The organism is Mesorhizobium sp. M0060 (assembly GCF_040323155.1).
GTDB lineage: Bacteria > Pseudomonadota > Alphaproteobacteria > Rhizobiales > Rhizobiaceae > Mesorhizobium.
Map to the genome: position 1 here is coordinate 466,099 of NZ_JAMYUP010000001.1, position 13,135 is coordinate 479,233.

Consider the following 13,135-nt stretch of genomic DNA (forward strand, 5'->3'; position numbering starts at 1 on the left):
CCGTCACTATACGGGGAGAAGTGCCCGGTCCACCCTCCGCAGCTGCAGCGCAGCTGCTGCGGAGGACGGGCAGGACAATGAGGGGCGGCGCCGGCGTCGACAATTGGTCCGAAGCGATTGCCTTGGGGGCACCTTCAGACACAATGGTCGTCCTCAAGGAGGATAAAAACTGATGGGCGCCTATATACTGCGCCGCATCCTGTTGATGATCCCGACCCTGTTCGGCATCATGGCGGTGTCCTTCGCCGTCATCCAGTTCGCTCCAGGTGGACCGGTCGAGCAGGTCATCGCCAGGCTGACGAACCAGGGCGGCAGCGATCGCCTCGGCGGCGGCGGCGGCGATGCCGGCGGCGGCAATGTCGACGTCGCCGGCGACGTCGGCTCGAAATACCGCGGCGCGCAAGGGCTCGATCCGGAATTCATCAAGAAGCTGGAGAAGCAGTTCGGCTTCGACAAGCCGCCGCTCGAACGCTTCGGCATGATGCTGTGGAACTATCTCCGCTTCGATTTCGGCGACAGCTATTTCCGCGACATCTCGGTGCTCGACCTGATCCTGGAGAAGATGCCGGTGTCGATCTCGATCGGGCTGTGGATCACGCTTTTGTCCTACCTGATCTCGATCCCGCTCGGCATCCGCAAGGCGGTCAAGGACGGCTCCACCTTCGACGTCTGGACCAGCGGCGTCGTCATCGTCGGCTACGCCATTCCCGGCTTCCTGTTCGGCATCTTGCTGATGGTGCTGTTTGCCGGCGGCTCGTTCTGGGACTGGTTTCCGCTGCGCGGCATCACCTCCGACAATTGGGACCAGCTGTCGTGGCCGGCGCGGATCGTCGACTATTTCTGGCATATGACCTTGCCGCTGACCGCGCTGGTATTGTCGGCCTTCGCCACGACGACGCTTTTGACCAAGAATTCCTTCCTCGAGGAAATCCGCAAGCAATATGTCGTCACCGCCCGCGCCAAGGGCCTGTCGGAGCGGCAGGTGCTCTATGGCCACGTCTTCCGCAACGCCATGCTGATCGTCATCGCCGGTTTTCCCGGCGCCTTCATCTCGGCCTTCTTCACCGGCTCGCTGCTGATCGAGAACATCTTTTCGCTCGACGGCCTCGGCCTGCTCGGCTTCAACTCGGTGGTGCAGCGCGACTATCCAGTGGTCTTCGCCAATCTCTACATCTTCTCGCTGCTTGGCCTGTTCGTCGGGCTGCTGTCCGACCTGATCTACACCTGGGTCGACCCGCGCATCGATTTCGAGCGGAGAGACGTCTGATGGCGCAGGCCACGGTCGAAACGGCGCCGGCTCGGATCGCGCGGCCCTTTCTGTCGCCGCTCAACCAACGGCGCTTGCAGAACTTCAAGTCCAACCGGCGCGGCTACTGGTCGTTGTGGATATTCCTGTTCCTGTTCGTGCTGTCGCTGGTTTCGGAATTGGTCGCCAACGACAGGCCGATCATCGCCTCCTACAAGGGCGAGATCCTGTTTCCGGTCCTGGTCGCCTATCCCGAGGAGAAGTTCGGCGGTTTCTACGCGGTCACCGACTATCGCGATCCGGTCATCCAGGACGAGATCAATGCCAATGGCTGGATGATCTGGCCGCCGGTGCGCTACTCCTACCAGACCGTCAACAACGCCATTCCAGAGGCAGCACCGACCAAGCCGTCCTGGCTCTACGACAAGAAGACGCGCTGCAACCAGTATCCGAAAGGCGAGGCGGACCCCAATTGCATCGTCGGCAACTGGAACTGGCTGGGCACCGACGACCAGGCCCGCGACGTGCTGGCGCGCGTCATCTACGGCTTCAGGGTCTCGGTGCTGTTCGGGCTGATCCTGACCGCCGGCTCGGCGCTGATCGGCGTGGCGGCCGGCGCTCTGCAGGGCTATTTCGGCGGCTGGACCGACCTTCTGTTCCAGCGCTTCATCGAGATCTGGTCGGCGATCCCGGTGCTGTATCTGCTGCTGATTGTCGCCGCCATCCTGCCGCCCGGCTTCTTCATCCTGCTCGGGCTGATGCTGCTGTTCTCCTGGGTGGCGCTGGTCGGCGTGGTGCGGGCCGAGTTCCTGCGCGCCCGCAACTTCGAATATGTCAACGCGGCGCGCGCGCTCGGCGTATCCAACGTCACCATCATGTTCCGGCATCTGCTGCCCAACGCCATGGTGGCGACGCTGACCTTCCTGCCCTTCCTGCTCAGTGGCTCGATCTCGACGCTGACCTCGCTCGACTATCTCGGCTTCGGTCTGCCGCCCGGCGCCGCCTCGCTGGGTGAGCTGTTGAAGCAGGCGCAGCGCAACCTCAACGCGCCATGGCTCGGCATTTCCGGTTTCGTCGTCATCTCGCTGATGCTGTCGCTGCTGGTCTTCGTCGGCGAGGCGACGCGCGACGCCTTCGATCCGCGCAAGACGTTCAGATGAGCGATACCCCGCTGCTCTCGGTCCAGAACCTCAGCGTCGCCTTCACGCAAGGCGGCAATCAGTCGATCGCGGTCGACCATATCTCATTCGACCTCGCCAAGGGCGAGACGGTGGCGCTAGTCGGCGAATCCGGCTCCGGCAAGTCGGTCACCGCGTTGTCGGTGCTGAAGCTGCTGCCCTATCCGACCGCCAGCCATCCGTCGGGAAAGATCCAGTTCCTCGGCGCCGACCTGCTTGCTGCCGACGAGAAGGAATTGCGCCGCGTGCGCGGCAACAAGATCACCATGATCTTCCAGGAGCCGATGACTTCGCTCAATCCGCTGCACACGATCGAGCAGCAGATCGTCGAGGTCCTGAAGCTGCACCAGGGGCTGGGGGATCGCAACGCCAAGGCGCGCACGCTGGAACTTCTGCACGAGGTCGGCATCCGCGAGCCGGAGAAACGGCTCGACGCCTATCCGCACCAGCTTTCCGGCGGCCAACGCCAGCGCGTCATGATCGCCATGGCGCTGGCCAACGAGCCTGAACTCTTGATCGCCGACGAGCCGACGACGGCGCTCGACGTCACCGTCCAGGCGCAGATCCTCGAACTGCTCGCCGGCCTGAAAAGCCGCAAGAACATGTCGATGCTGTTCATCACCCACGATCTCGGCATCGTCAGGAAGATCGCCGACCGGGTCTGCGTGATGACCAAGGGCAAGATCGTCGAGACCGGGCCGACCAAAGAGATATTCGCCAATCCGCAGCACGCCTATACACGGCATCTGCTTGCCGCCGAGCCGAAAGGCAAGCCGCCGGCGGCCAACGAAGCAGCCAAGCCGGTGATGGTCGGCAAGGACATCAAAGTCTGGTTCCCGATCAAGAAGGGTTTCTTCCGGCGCACCGTCGACAATGTGAAGGCGGTCGATGGCATCGACGTCACCGTGCGGGCCGGCCAGACGCTTGGCGTCGTCGGCGAATCGGGCTCCGGCAAGACGACACTCGGCCTGGCTCTGGCCAGGATGATCTCGTCGACCGGGAACATCCAGTTCAACGGACGCGGCATCGATCAGCTGTCCTTCAACGAAATGCGGCCGCTGCGGCGCGAACTGCAGATCGTCTTCCAGGATCCGTTCGGCTCGCTCAGCCCGCGCATGTCGGTCGCGGAGATCATCGAGGAAGGGCTGAAGATCCACGAGCCGAAGCTGTCGCCCGATGAGCGCGACGAGCGCGTTGTCGACGTGCTCGGGGAAGTCGGCCTCGATCCGGCGACGCGCAACCGCTATCCGCACGAATTCTCCGGCGGCCAGCGCCAGCGCGTCGCCATTGCGCGCGCCATGGTGCTCAACCCGCGCTTCGTCATGCTGGACGAGCCGACCTCGGCGCTCGACATGAGCGTGCAGGCGCAGGTCGTCGACCTGCTGCGCAGCCTGCAAGCCAAGCACGACCTCGCCTACCTCTTCATCAGCCACGATCTGAGGGTCATCCGCGCGCTGGCCAATGACGTCATCGTCATGCGCAATGGCAGGATCGTCGAGGCCGGCCCTTCGGAACAGATTTTTGGCAACCCGCAGACCGATTATACAAGGGCGTTGATCTCGGCCGCCTTCAAGATCGAAACGGCGCCGGTCGGCATCGTCAGCGAGTAGATTTTCGCTGACGATCATGCACAAAATCAAAACGCTGCAGCGCCCTTGCACGTTGGGACGCGAACGCTGTTGGTAAAAGGAAAAAAATCCGCAATGGAAAAAGGCCGCATCCTGCTTGCCCTCACCGGTATTCATCCGCTGCGCTGGCGCGAGCTGCTGTCGGCGGAGCGCGAGGTGGTGCTCGAGCCGAATGGCGCCGGCGATCCTTCGATCACCTATGCGGTGGTGTGGAAACAGCGGCCTAACCTCTTGTCGTCGCTGCCCAATTTGCGCGCCATCTTCTCGATCGGCGCCGGCGTCGACCACATTTTCGCCGATCCCACCTTGCCCGACGTACCGGTCGTCAAGGTGGTGGCCGACAACCTGACCCAATACATGACCGAATACGTCGTCTGGCGGGTGCTCGACCACCATCGCCAGGGCATGCTCTACCGCGCCCAGCAGCAAAAGAAGATCTGGCACGAGCCGCCGCAGCGGCCGGCCGGCGACATCTCTGTCGGCATTATGGGGCTCGGCACGCTTGGCCGCGCGGCGGCGTCGGTGCTTTTGTCGCTCGGCTTTCCGGTCAATGGCTGGTCGCGCAGCGACCGGCCGATGCAAGGTGTCTCGACCTATACGGGCGAGGCCGGCCTGATCCCGTTCCTCAACGCTACCGACATCCTGGTGGTGCTTCTGCCGCTGACGCCGCAGACGCAAGGCATCATCAACCATGGCGTGCTGAAGGAGCTGCGAAAGCGCAACGGCCTCGGCGGCTCGGTGCTGATCAATGCCGGACGCGGCAGGCTGCAAAAGGACGCCGACATTTTGCGCGCGCTGGACGACGGCGCGCTGAAGGAAGCCAGCCTCGACGTGTTCGAGGTCGAGCCGCTGCCGAAGACCAGCCGGCTATGGAGCCACCCGAAAGTGTTCGTGACGCCGCATGCGGCGGCGACCTCCGATCCGGTCCACCTGGCGCCGATCATGCTGCGCCAGATGGACGCTTTCGAGCGCGGCGAAGCGCTGGAAAATGTGGTGGATCGCGACGCGGGGTATTAGAGCAATTCCAGGAAAAGTGTGAACGGTTTTCCGTCCGGAATTGCGTCAACAAAAAGATGGACCGGTTCGGCGTTTCCGTGAAACGATGAACCGTTCTAGAGCGCCGCGTCGGTCGGCTGCGGCAGTGTTTGCTGTCGAGGCCCCGATCTTCGCCAAATCCACGTTGCAGCCGCCTGAGGCCCGGGCATGGCGATCGTCCCAGTCTCAGCCCCAGCCGAGCGGCACGTAGTCGATCTCCATAAACGCCTCGACCTCAGGGATCCAGCGGTCGCGGACGAAGGCGACGTGGTCGGGGTGGTCGTTATAGCCGGAATAGGCCCTCTGATCGGCGAACTCCATCGAGAAGCCGAAGCGGTAGTCGTTCTTGGGGCTGACCTGCCGCAATTGCTCGAAATGCGTGACGCCCTTTATCGCCGTGAGGATTCTCTTGGCGTCGGCGAGGAACCTTTTTTCCTCGAGCGAATGCGGCGGATGTTTCAGCGTGAACACGACGGTGTGACGGATCATTTTCTGCTCCTGCGATGTCGATCCTGTTACGCGCTGTCGGCCCAGGCGCGGATCAGGTTATAGGCGATCGCCCCCTTCGGCGGCGTCACCAGGCCGCCCGGATGCTCCCTGGCCAGCATCGAAAGCACCTCGTCGCGAAAGAACCAGCGGCAATCTTCCAACTCGTTGAGATCGGGATGGATGTCGTCGTTGAGCGGTTCGCCGAAGCAGCCGATCATCAGCGAATAGGGGAACGGCCAGGGCTGGCTGGCATGGTAGACGACGCGGCCGAGCCTGATGCCGGCTTCCTCCAGCGTTTCGCGGCGCACCGCCGCCTCGATCGTCTCGCCCGGCTCGATGAAACCGGCGAGCGCCGAATACATGCCGGGCCCGAAATGCCGGCCGCGGCCGAGCAGGCATTTTTCACGCGTCGCCGTCAGCATGATCGCCACCGGGTCGGTGCGCGGAAAGTGCTCGGTGCCGCAGGCCGGGCAATGCCGCTTGTAGCCGCCGGCCCGCATCTCGGCTTCGGTGCCACATTTGCTGCAGAAGTGATGGCTGGCATGCCAGGCGAGCAGGGCCGCCCCTTGCGCCAGCGCGCCGGCCGCTGCTTCGTCGATCAGCCCCTGCATATAGACCGAGCGATAGTCGATGGCCTTGATCGTCTCGGGAAGCTGCTCGGGCTCGACCCCGGCCGGCACCGCCAGCACCGGGCCGCTTTCGGAAAAGCCGAGCAGGACGCCGTTTTCGAGCGATGCCTCGAGCGGCCGGCTTTCGGCCGCGCCGAACCAGGGATCGAATGCGCCTTGCGCAAGCTTCAGATAGAGCCGGCCGCCATGCATCAGCAAAAGCCGCGCCGAGGGATCGGCGAGCGCCTTTTCGACGGAATCGTCGGTGCGGTTTTCGGACTGCCGGTCGATAATGTTGCCGGCGAAGCCGACGAACTGGCTCGGCTCGCGCACGGGCGCGTCAAACAGGCTGAAGCTCATGCAGACTCGGGAAGGTTCAAGATGGACAGGTTCACGATGGACACGGGAGAGGCTTATAGCGCTGCCTTGATCTTTTCCGCAAACCGGCGAAGGTCGGAGCGCTGGTAGGGCTCGCGCAGGCCGTGCCCCCATACCGGGCCAGGCCAGCCGGGATCGCCTTCCGAGCGCGCGATGACATGCACGTGCAATTGCCGCACGATGTTGCCCAGCGCGCCGGTGTTGATCTTGGTGCAGCCGGTCACCCGCTTCAGCGCCAGCGCCACCATGTTGGTCTCGAAGGTCAGCATCGCCTGGTCGAGCGGCGTCATGTCGTGGATTTCCTCGGCGCCCGGCCGCTGCGGCACCAAAAGCAGCCACGGCCAGCGGCGGTCGTTCATAACGCGCAATTCGCACAGGCCGAGCCACATCAGCTGCTCGCTGTCCGCTTCCAGCCGCGCGTCAAGCGTGAATCCGGCCTTGAGGCCCGGCAGCATTGGCGTTTCCTCGATTATGACGTTTTTTGAACTTTATGGACGCTAGAGCGGCTGCCGGGGGGCCGCAAGGGGCAGCAGGCAAACATTGGCCATCGTGGCGCTGATTGTCCGGCGAAGAATTCAGGCCTGGGGCAAATCGCTTCAGGTTTGCGCTGCCCCTCACCGTTACCTTCTCCCCGTTGTTCACGGGGCGAAGGTGCCGGCAGGCAAATGAGGGGCAGCACCGAGGTAAAAAATTGACCGCAGTCATATTTTGTTCTTGCTTTGTGCCGGCAGCTATGCTATTAATTTCCATATGGTGCTTATTGGCGCCAGCGACCCGCCCGCCGAGGCGGGTTTTTGTTTCAGCTTTCGCCGTCCTTCACTACTCTATCATCCGCACTTGCATTTCATCGCCGGATTGCCGATATGGGGAGCGGGAGGTTGGTGGTGGACGATCCACTCGCCAACCGGGTCAGGTCCGGAAGGAAGCAGCCCTAACGAGCCCGGAACGGGTCATTGTTCCAGCCTCCCGCCTCTTCGCCTTTTGCCCCGACATTGACGGCGCCAAGCCGTGCGGGCGAAACTATGCGCAGGAATCGGCCGCCTCCAGTGGCAGCCCTGGGAGCTTAACGGGCGAATGAGCGAAGCCGGAAACGAGGCCGGGAAGTCGGGCAAGCCTGCCGCCTATCGCGTGCTGGCGCGCAAATACCGACCGTCGAATTTCTCCGAACTGATCGGCCAGGAGCCGATGGTCCGCACGCTGACCAATGCCTTTGCCACCGGCCGCATCGCCCAGGCCTGGATGCTGACCGGCGTGCGCGGCGTCGGCAAAACGACGACCGCGCGCATCCTGGCGCGGGCGCTCAACTACAAGACCGCCACCGTCGACCAGCCGTCCGTCGACCTTGCCGTGCTCGGCGAGCATTGCCAGGCGATCATGGAAGGCCGCCATGTCGATGTCATCGAGATGGACGCAGCCTCGCATACCGGCATTGACGACATCCGCGACATCATCGAGCGCGTGCGCTACGCCCCGGTATCGGCGCGCTACAAGGTCTACATCATCGACGAAGTGCACATGCTCTCCACGCAAGCCTTCAACGGCCTGCTGAAAACGCTGGAAGAGCCGCCGCCGCACGTCAAATTCATCTTCGCCACCACCGAAATCCGCAAGGTGCCGATCACCGTCCTGTCGCGCTGCCAGCGCTTCGACCTCAGGCGCATCGATGCGGCAATGATCAAGGCCGACCTTGCCAGGATAGCCGGTCTGGAGGGCATCGAAGTCGAACACGATGCGCTGGCGATGATCGCGCGCGCGGCCGAAGGCTCGATGCGCGACGCGCAGTCCATCCTCGACCAGGCGATCGCCCATGGCGGCGGCGCGGTCAGCGCCGAGGCGGTGCGCGCCATGCTCGGCCTGGCCGACCGTGCCCGCATCGTCGACCTGTTCGAACATGTCATGAAGGGCGACATCGCCGCCGCGCTTGCCGAATTCCGCGCCCAATACGATACCGGCGCCGATCCGGCAGCGGTGCTGACCGACCTTGCCGAGTTCAACCATCTGGTCACCCGTCTGCGTTTCGTGCCGGCGGCCGTCGACGACGCCTCGCTGTCCGAGGACGAGCGCCGGCGCGGCGCCGATTTCGCCAAGACGCTGTCGGTCAAGGTGCTGTCGCGGACATGGCAGATGCTGCTGAAGGGCATTCCCGAGGTGCAGACCTCCAACCGCCCGGTCAGTGCCGCCGAGATGGTGCTGATCCGGCTGGCGCATGCCGCCGACCTGCCGACGCTGGACGAGGCGCTGAAATCGCTGGAGAACGGCTTTTCCCCGCCGGGTGCCGCGCCGCGCGCGAATGGCACACCGGCAAGCCCCGGCCCAGCAAACCATGGGCCTGCAAGCGGTGGTGCCAGTGCCGTTGCGCAGGCGCGGATGCCGACTGCCAATGGCGGCGCGCAGACCATGCGGCTGGTCGAGGCCGAGCTGACACCCACAGCCTTCGTCGCAGTGCCGAAACCTGTGGACGAGGCGCCGCCGGTGCCGGTGAAATCGCTGGCCGACATTGTCGCCCTTGCCGACGCCCAGCGCGACATGGCCTTCAAGGTGCTGGTGAAGCGCTGCGTGAGGCTGGTGCGCATCGAGCCCGGCCGTATCGACGTCAGCCTGACCGACGATGCGCCGAAGATGCTGCTCAACGATTTGACCGCCAAGCTGCGCGCCTGGACCGGCCGCAACTGGCTGGTGTCGCTGTCGAAGGAGGAGGGCGGCCAGACCTTGGCCGAGATGGAATCGACAAAGCGCGAAAACGCCTTCCTCGATGCCAAGAGCGACCCGACCGTCGCCGCCATCCTGGCGCGCTTTCCCGGCGCCAAGATCATCGACGTGCGCATTCCCGACGCGCCGGAAGCCGATGCGGCCGAGGCCGAAGTGCCGGTCGAGCCGCCGTCGGACGACGACGAAACCTAGAGCATGATCCCGAACCGAAGGTCAGCGTAGCAAAAAGTGGGACCGGTTTTTCGGCGAAGATCATGCTCAAATAGAGATACAACAGCAACCAGCACCAACTGCAAAGGACCGTGCGATGAAAGATCTTCTTGGCCTGATGGGCAAGGCAAAGGAAATGCAGGCCAAGTTCCAGGCCATGCAGGACGAGATCGCCACGCTGGAAGCCACCGGGCAGGCCGGCGGCGGCCTGGTCAGCGTGACGCTGACCGGCAAATTCGAGATGAAGTCGCTGAAGATCGACCCGTCGCTGTTCAAGGAGGACGAGGTTGAGATTCTCGAGGACCTGCTCCTCGCTGCCCACAACGACGCCAGGACCAAGGTCGAGCAGACCATGCAGGAGAAGACCAAGGCGCTGACCGCGGGACTGCCGATACCGCCGGGAATGAAGCTGCCGTTCTAGTGATGAAAACCTGACATTTGGTACCCCGCGAGGGATGGCAGGGTTCGACCCTTTAAGTCGCTCGGGCGAATGCCGCTGAACGGCTCAAAAAGGGTGAAAAGGTGACGTTCAATACTTATCGCGAAACAATGAAATCCCCGCCGATTGATTAATCCAGAAAATCCCACGGAATCTCACTTTTGAACCTCGCAATGGCCTCCTCTACTCCAACGGAATGTCCGCTCGGTAGAGGGTTACTTCTCTGGCACGCTTTGTGTCATCACGAAAAATCTCCAATACAAGGTCGCCTTCAATCAAAAGCTCGACGCCGATTCCGTCCCGGTCACTTACGTCGCTCGCGACTATCCAAGAATTTTTCGGTGCTGCGGCCATTAGGCAAATCCGGAGTGTGCGGCTAAGCGAGTGTATCTCCACCAATGAAGGTCTGAAAAGGGGTACTTCCAGACATCTGTTGAACGAGTACTCGGCGGCCGCTTTCCACCCTGAGCAGTAGTTGAGTTTCGGATACCATTCGTCAGGTTTTCACTAGAGTTGAACTTTAGCGTTTCAGCGGCGCCATGACCGAGGAGCCGTCCGCCAGGCCGATAGAGCAGCGCGTGCGAAACCGGATCTACGAGATCCTGGATATCCTTGCCTATTGCGACGACGCCGTCGATCTCGTCGGGATCAGCGGCTATTTCAACCTGTTCGACGATTTCGTCCATCGTCCGTCCGCCGAGATCGCCATGCCGGTGCTGTCGAACGATGAACGCGCGATCGTGCTGGAAGTCGCCGAGTTGCTGGAGGCTGCCTGCGCGGCAACGCCAGACTTCACCAGGGCCGAGTTCGTCGATAGCGGCTGGCCGCGGCAGATCGCGCCGAAGGCAAGGGACGCGCGGAGCCTGTTCCTGCGGCGCGGCTTGTTTTCGGAGGAATTCGAAGAATACGAGCCCGGGCAACCGGCGGTCGTACCGGCAGGCAGATAGGCCAGTCTTGCCCGCCAAGCTGTGTCTATTGGGCAACTCCCCACACTTAATAACGCTTTAGCCATCTTTTTGCCTGAAAGTGTCTCATTCTTGCCGCAACCAGGGGCGGGCTGGCAGCAGAATTGAGGGGACACCTGTTGATCTCTACCCGATGGAAGACGCCGTTGCGGCTCGGCGTCGTTATCTCGCCGCTGTTTTTGGCCGCCTGCAGTCAGACCGCCTCGCACGGCATGTCCAGCCTGACCGATGCCATTACGCCGAGTTTCCTGAACTCGCGCTCCTACAATTCCACGCCGAAGGAAAAGGAGTGCCTGGAGCGGGCAATGTTCTTCGAGGCCAACCGGTCGAGCCGTGACGGCATGATTGCGGTCGGCACGGTGGTGATGAACCGGCTGCGGTCCGGCAATCACGGCAGCACCATCTGCGAAGTGGTTGGCGAGCGCGGGCAGTTCGCGCCGGGCGTCATGACACGGCCGATGAATTCGAAGGCGATGCCCGACGTCGAGGAAGCCGCCGAGGCGGTGCTCAAGGGCGAGCGCAAAGCCAAGCTGAAGAACACCATGTTCTTCCACACCGCCGGCCTGCGCTTCCCCTACAAGAACATGCACTACACCATGGTCGCCGGCGGCAATGCCTTCTATGAAAAGCGCGGCCGCAACTGGCAGCCGCTGCCGGACGAACCGGTAGTCGCCGTGGCCCAGGCCAAGCCGCAAGCGCCTGCCGCTCAGGCCATACTTGTCGCCTCGGCGGAGCCGGCACGCAGCGCCAAGCCGACATTCGCCAAGGCGACCTATGTGACCGCCGCGGCATCGCAGCCGGCAAAGCAGACAAGGGTGACTGCCGGGATGGCAACCGCGGCGAGGGCGACACCGGAGAAGCCGATGCTTGTAGCGCTGCAAGAACCAATGCAGGAGCCGGATGCGGCCCGCTTCGGTGGAACCGTGAGCGCGCGGCCTGTCACCTCCTTCCAGGCCGCGCCGGCAGAGCCGACAATGTCGTTCGAGGCGACGCCCGAGAACACCGACGCCATCGGCGCGATGATCGCCGGCCAGACCCGGCCACTGGAAGAAAACTGAGGCGGTCGATTGTTGAGGGCGCCGCCGCCCTCATCTGGCTGCCGCCATCTTCTCCCCGTATAGTGACGGGGAGAAGGACGCCTTTGCAAAGGATTTCGCCAATTTCCGGCGCTGCAAAAAGGGTGCCGAGGTCGCGGTTGGCCCTTTCTCCCCGTCACTATACGGGGAGAAATGCCCGGCAGGGCAATGAGGGGCGGCGCAAACCTAAAGCGATTGCCTCTTTGCGCGTCGAACAGCACGCGCCTCAGCAGTGTTCCAAAGCCGGTTGAAAAATCCTAGAGCCGGATCCATTCCGATAGATCGGAATGGGGCTCTATCGTCTTGTTTGACCATGATCTTTTCCGAAAACCGGTTTCCACTTTTCGGGATCATGGTCTAAACCGGTGCGATGTCGAAGCGAATCGCCGGTCCCGAGATCGAACGCCTGATCCAGCTGCTGGCCAAGGTGCCGGGGCTCGGTCCGCGTTCGGCACGCCGCGCCGCGCTCCACCTCATCAAGAAGAAGGAACAGCTGCTGGCGCCGCTCGCCGCCGCCATGGGCGAGGCGGTCGACAAGGTGCGCATCTGCTCGACCTGCGGCAATGTCGATACCTCAGATCCATGCATGATCTGCACCGACCCGCGCCGCGACCCCACTACGCTCATCGTCGTCGAGGACGTGGCCGACCTTTGGGCGCTGGAGCGGGCGACAGCCATGAACGTGCGCTACCATGTGCTCGGCGGTACGCTGTCGCCGCTCGACGGCATTGGTCCTGATGAGCTAAACATCCGTTCGCTGGTCGATCGCGTCGCCGGCGGCGAAGTCAAGGAAGTGATCCTCGCGGTCAACGCCACGGTCGAGGGCCAGACCACCGCGCACTACCTCACCGACCAGCTTTCCGGCTTCGACATCAAGGTGACGCGGCTGGCGCACGGTGTTCCGGTCGGCGGCGAACTCGATTATCTCGACGAAGGCACGCTGGCCGCCGCACTGCGCTCGCGGACGGTGTTTTGAGGAAGTTGGGGGGAGAGTGCTTCCGAGATGATTGCGTTCCGTCGCGCCCCCCTCTGTCCTGCCGGACATCTCCCCACTTGGGGGGAGATTGGATGTCACGCCGGCTTTCGCCAACCTCCAGCGCCGGAGAAAAGGCGCCATCGTCAAAGCTGCCAATCTCCCCCCAAGTGGGGGGAGATGTCCGGCAGGACAGAGGGG

General features: G+C 63.1%; 12 protein-coding genes and 1 other RNA gene. 10 read left to right on the forward strand and 3 right to left on the reverse strand.

Features of this window, described 5'->3' with window-relative positions; genetic code table 11:
• Window positions 1-172 precede the first annotated feature (172 nt).
• The 4 genes from NKJ94_RS02150 (at window position 173) to NKJ94_RS02165 (ending at window position 5,069) form a co-directional block, all read left to right on the forward strand.
• A complete protein-coding gene (locus NKJ94_RS02150) occupies window positions 173-1,267 on the forward strand; it encodes a microcin C ABC transporter permease YejB (RefSeq protein WP_352522742.1) in 1,095 nt (364 codons plus the stop codon).
• Complete coding sequence (locus tag NKJ94_RS02155; RefSeq protein WP_352522743.1) at window positions 1,267-2,406, forward strand: ABC transporter permease; 1,140 nt, start codon at window positions 1,267-1,269, stop codon at window positions 2,404-2,406. The genes NKJ94_RS02150 and NKJ94_RS02155 overlap by 1 nt, the downstream gene beginning before the upstream one ends.
• On the forward strand, window positions 2,403-4,034 hold the full coding sequence (locus NKJ94_RS02160) for an ABC transporter ATP-binding protein (RefSeq protein WP_352522744.1): 1,632 nt from the start codon (window positions 2,403-2,405) through the stop codon (window positions 4,032-4,034). The genes NKJ94_RS02155 and NKJ94_RS02160 overlap by 4 nt, the downstream gene beginning before the upstream one ends.
• Before the next feature lie 93 nt (window positions 4,035-4,127).
• Window positions 4,128-5,069, forward strand: a complete 942-nt coding sequence (locus tag NKJ94_RS02165; RefSeq protein WP_352522745.1) for a 2-hydroxyacid dehydrogenase — start codon at window positions 4,128-4,130, stop codon at window positions 5,067-5,069.
• Between the two features lie 204 nt (window positions 5,070-5,273).
• On the opposite strand, the gene NKJ94_RS02170 is transcribed toward NKJ94_RS02165, so the two are convergent.
• From NKJ94_RS02170 to NKJ94_RS02180, 3 genes are read right to left on the reverse strand one after another with little or no spacing between them, the layout of a single operon-like run.
• Window positions 5,274-5,576, reverse strand: a complete 303-nt coding sequence (locus tag NKJ94_RS02170) for a Dabb family protein (protein WP_023676866.1) — start codon at window positions 5,574-5,576, stop codon at window positions 5,274-5,276.
• A gap of 26 nt (window positions 5,577-5,602) precedes the next feature.
• Window positions 5,603-6,544: an NAD(+) diphosphatase gene (nudC, locus tag NKJ94_RS02175; RefSeq protein WP_352522746.1), complete on the reverse strand. Its 942-nt coding sequence runs from the start codon at window positions 6,542-6,544 to the stop codon at window positions 5,603-5,605.
• A 53-nt stretch (window positions 6,545-6,597) separates the two neighbouring features.
• Complete coding sequence (locus NKJ94_RS02180) at window positions 6,598-7,017, reverse strand: HIT family protein (RefSeq protein ID WP_352522747.1); 420 nt, start codon at window positions 7,015-7,017, stop codon at window positions 6,598-6,600.
• A 418-nt stretch (window positions 7,018-7,435) separates the two neighbouring features.
• On the opposite strand from NKJ94_RS02180, the gene ffs reads away from it, so the two are divergent.
• The 6 genes from ffs to recR all read left to right on the forward strand — a co-directional run bounded on the left by ffs (window position 7,436) and on the right by recR (window position 12,937).
• Window positions 7,436-7,532: signal recognition particle sRNA small type (gene ffs / locus NKJ94_RS02185), an RNA gene on the forward strand.
• A gap of 104 nt (window positions 7,533-7,636) precedes the next feature.
• A complete protein-coding gene (locus NKJ94_RS02190; protein WP_352522748.1) occupies window positions 7,637-9,463 on the forward strand; it encodes a DNA polymerase III subunit gamma/tau in 1,827 nt (608 codons plus the stop codon).
• Window positions 9,464-9,578: 115 nt separating this feature from the next.
• Entirely contained in the window at window positions 9,579-9,902 is a 324-nt protein-coding gene (locus NKJ94_RS02195) for a YbaB/EbfC family nucleoid-associated protein (protein ID WP_023719593.1), read from the forward strand.
• 596 nt (window positions 9,903-10,498) lie between these two features.
• Window positions 10,499-10,867, forward strand: a complete 369-nt coding sequence (locus tag NKJ94_RS02200; protein WP_352522749.1) for a hypothetical protein — start codon at window positions 10,499-10,501, stop codon at window positions 10,865-10,867.
• 137 nt (window positions 10,868-11,004) lie between these two features.
• Window positions 11,005-11,943, forward strand: a complete 939-nt coding sequence (locus NKJ94_RS02205; protein ID WP_352522750.1) for a cell wall hydrolase — start codon at window positions 11,005-11,007, stop codon at window positions 11,941-11,943.
• Window positions 11,944-12,331: 388 nt separating this feature from the next.
• Window positions 12,332-12,937, forward strand: a complete 606-nt coding sequence (gene recR, locus NKJ94_RS02210; RefSeq protein WP_352448580.1) for a recombination mediator RecR — start codon at window positions 12,332-12,334, stop codon at window positions 12,935-12,937.
• Window positions 12,938-13,135 lie beyond the last annotated feature (198 nt).

Coding starts and splice junctions, on each gene's coding strand:
- NKJ94_RS02150 (WP_352522742.1), top strand. CDS start 173: ATGGGCGCCTATATACTGCGCCGCATCCTGTTGATGATCCCGACCCTG.
- NKJ94_RS02155 (WP_352522743.1), top strand. CDS start 1,267: ATGGCGCAGGCCACGGTCGAAACGGCGCCGGCTCGGATCGCGCGGCCC.
- NKJ94_RS02160 (WP_352522744.1), top strand. CDS start 2,403: ATGAGCGATACCCCGCTGCTCTCGGTCCAGAACCTCAGCGTCGCCTTC.
- NKJ94_RS02165 (WP_352522745.1), top strand. CDS start 4,128: ATGGAAAAAGGCCGCATCCTGCTTGCCCTCACCGGTATTCATCCGCTG.
- NKJ94_RS02170 (WP_023676866.1), bottom strand. CDS start 5,576: ATGATCCGTCACACCGTCGTGTTCACGCTGAAACATCCGCCGCATTCG.
- nudC (WP_352522746.1), bottom strand. CDS start 6,544: ATGAGCTTCAGCCTGTTTGACGCGCCCGTGCGCGAGCCGAGCCAGTTC.
- NKJ94_RS02180 (WP_352522747.1), bottom strand. CDS start 7,017: ATGCTGCCGGGCCTCAAGGCCGGATTCACGCTTGACGCGCGGCTGGAA.
- NKJ94_RS02190 (WP_352522748.1), top strand. CDS start 7,637: ATGAGCGAAGCCGGAAACGAGGCCGGGAAGTCGGGCAAGCCTGCCGCC.
- NKJ94_RS02195 (WP_023719593.1), top strand. CDS start 9,579: ATGAAAGATCTTCTTGGCCTGATGGGCAAGGCAAAGGAAATGCAGGCC.
- recR (WP_352448580.1), top strand. CDS start 12,332: ATGTCGAAGCGAATCGCCGGTCCCGAGATCGAACGCCTGATCCAGCTG.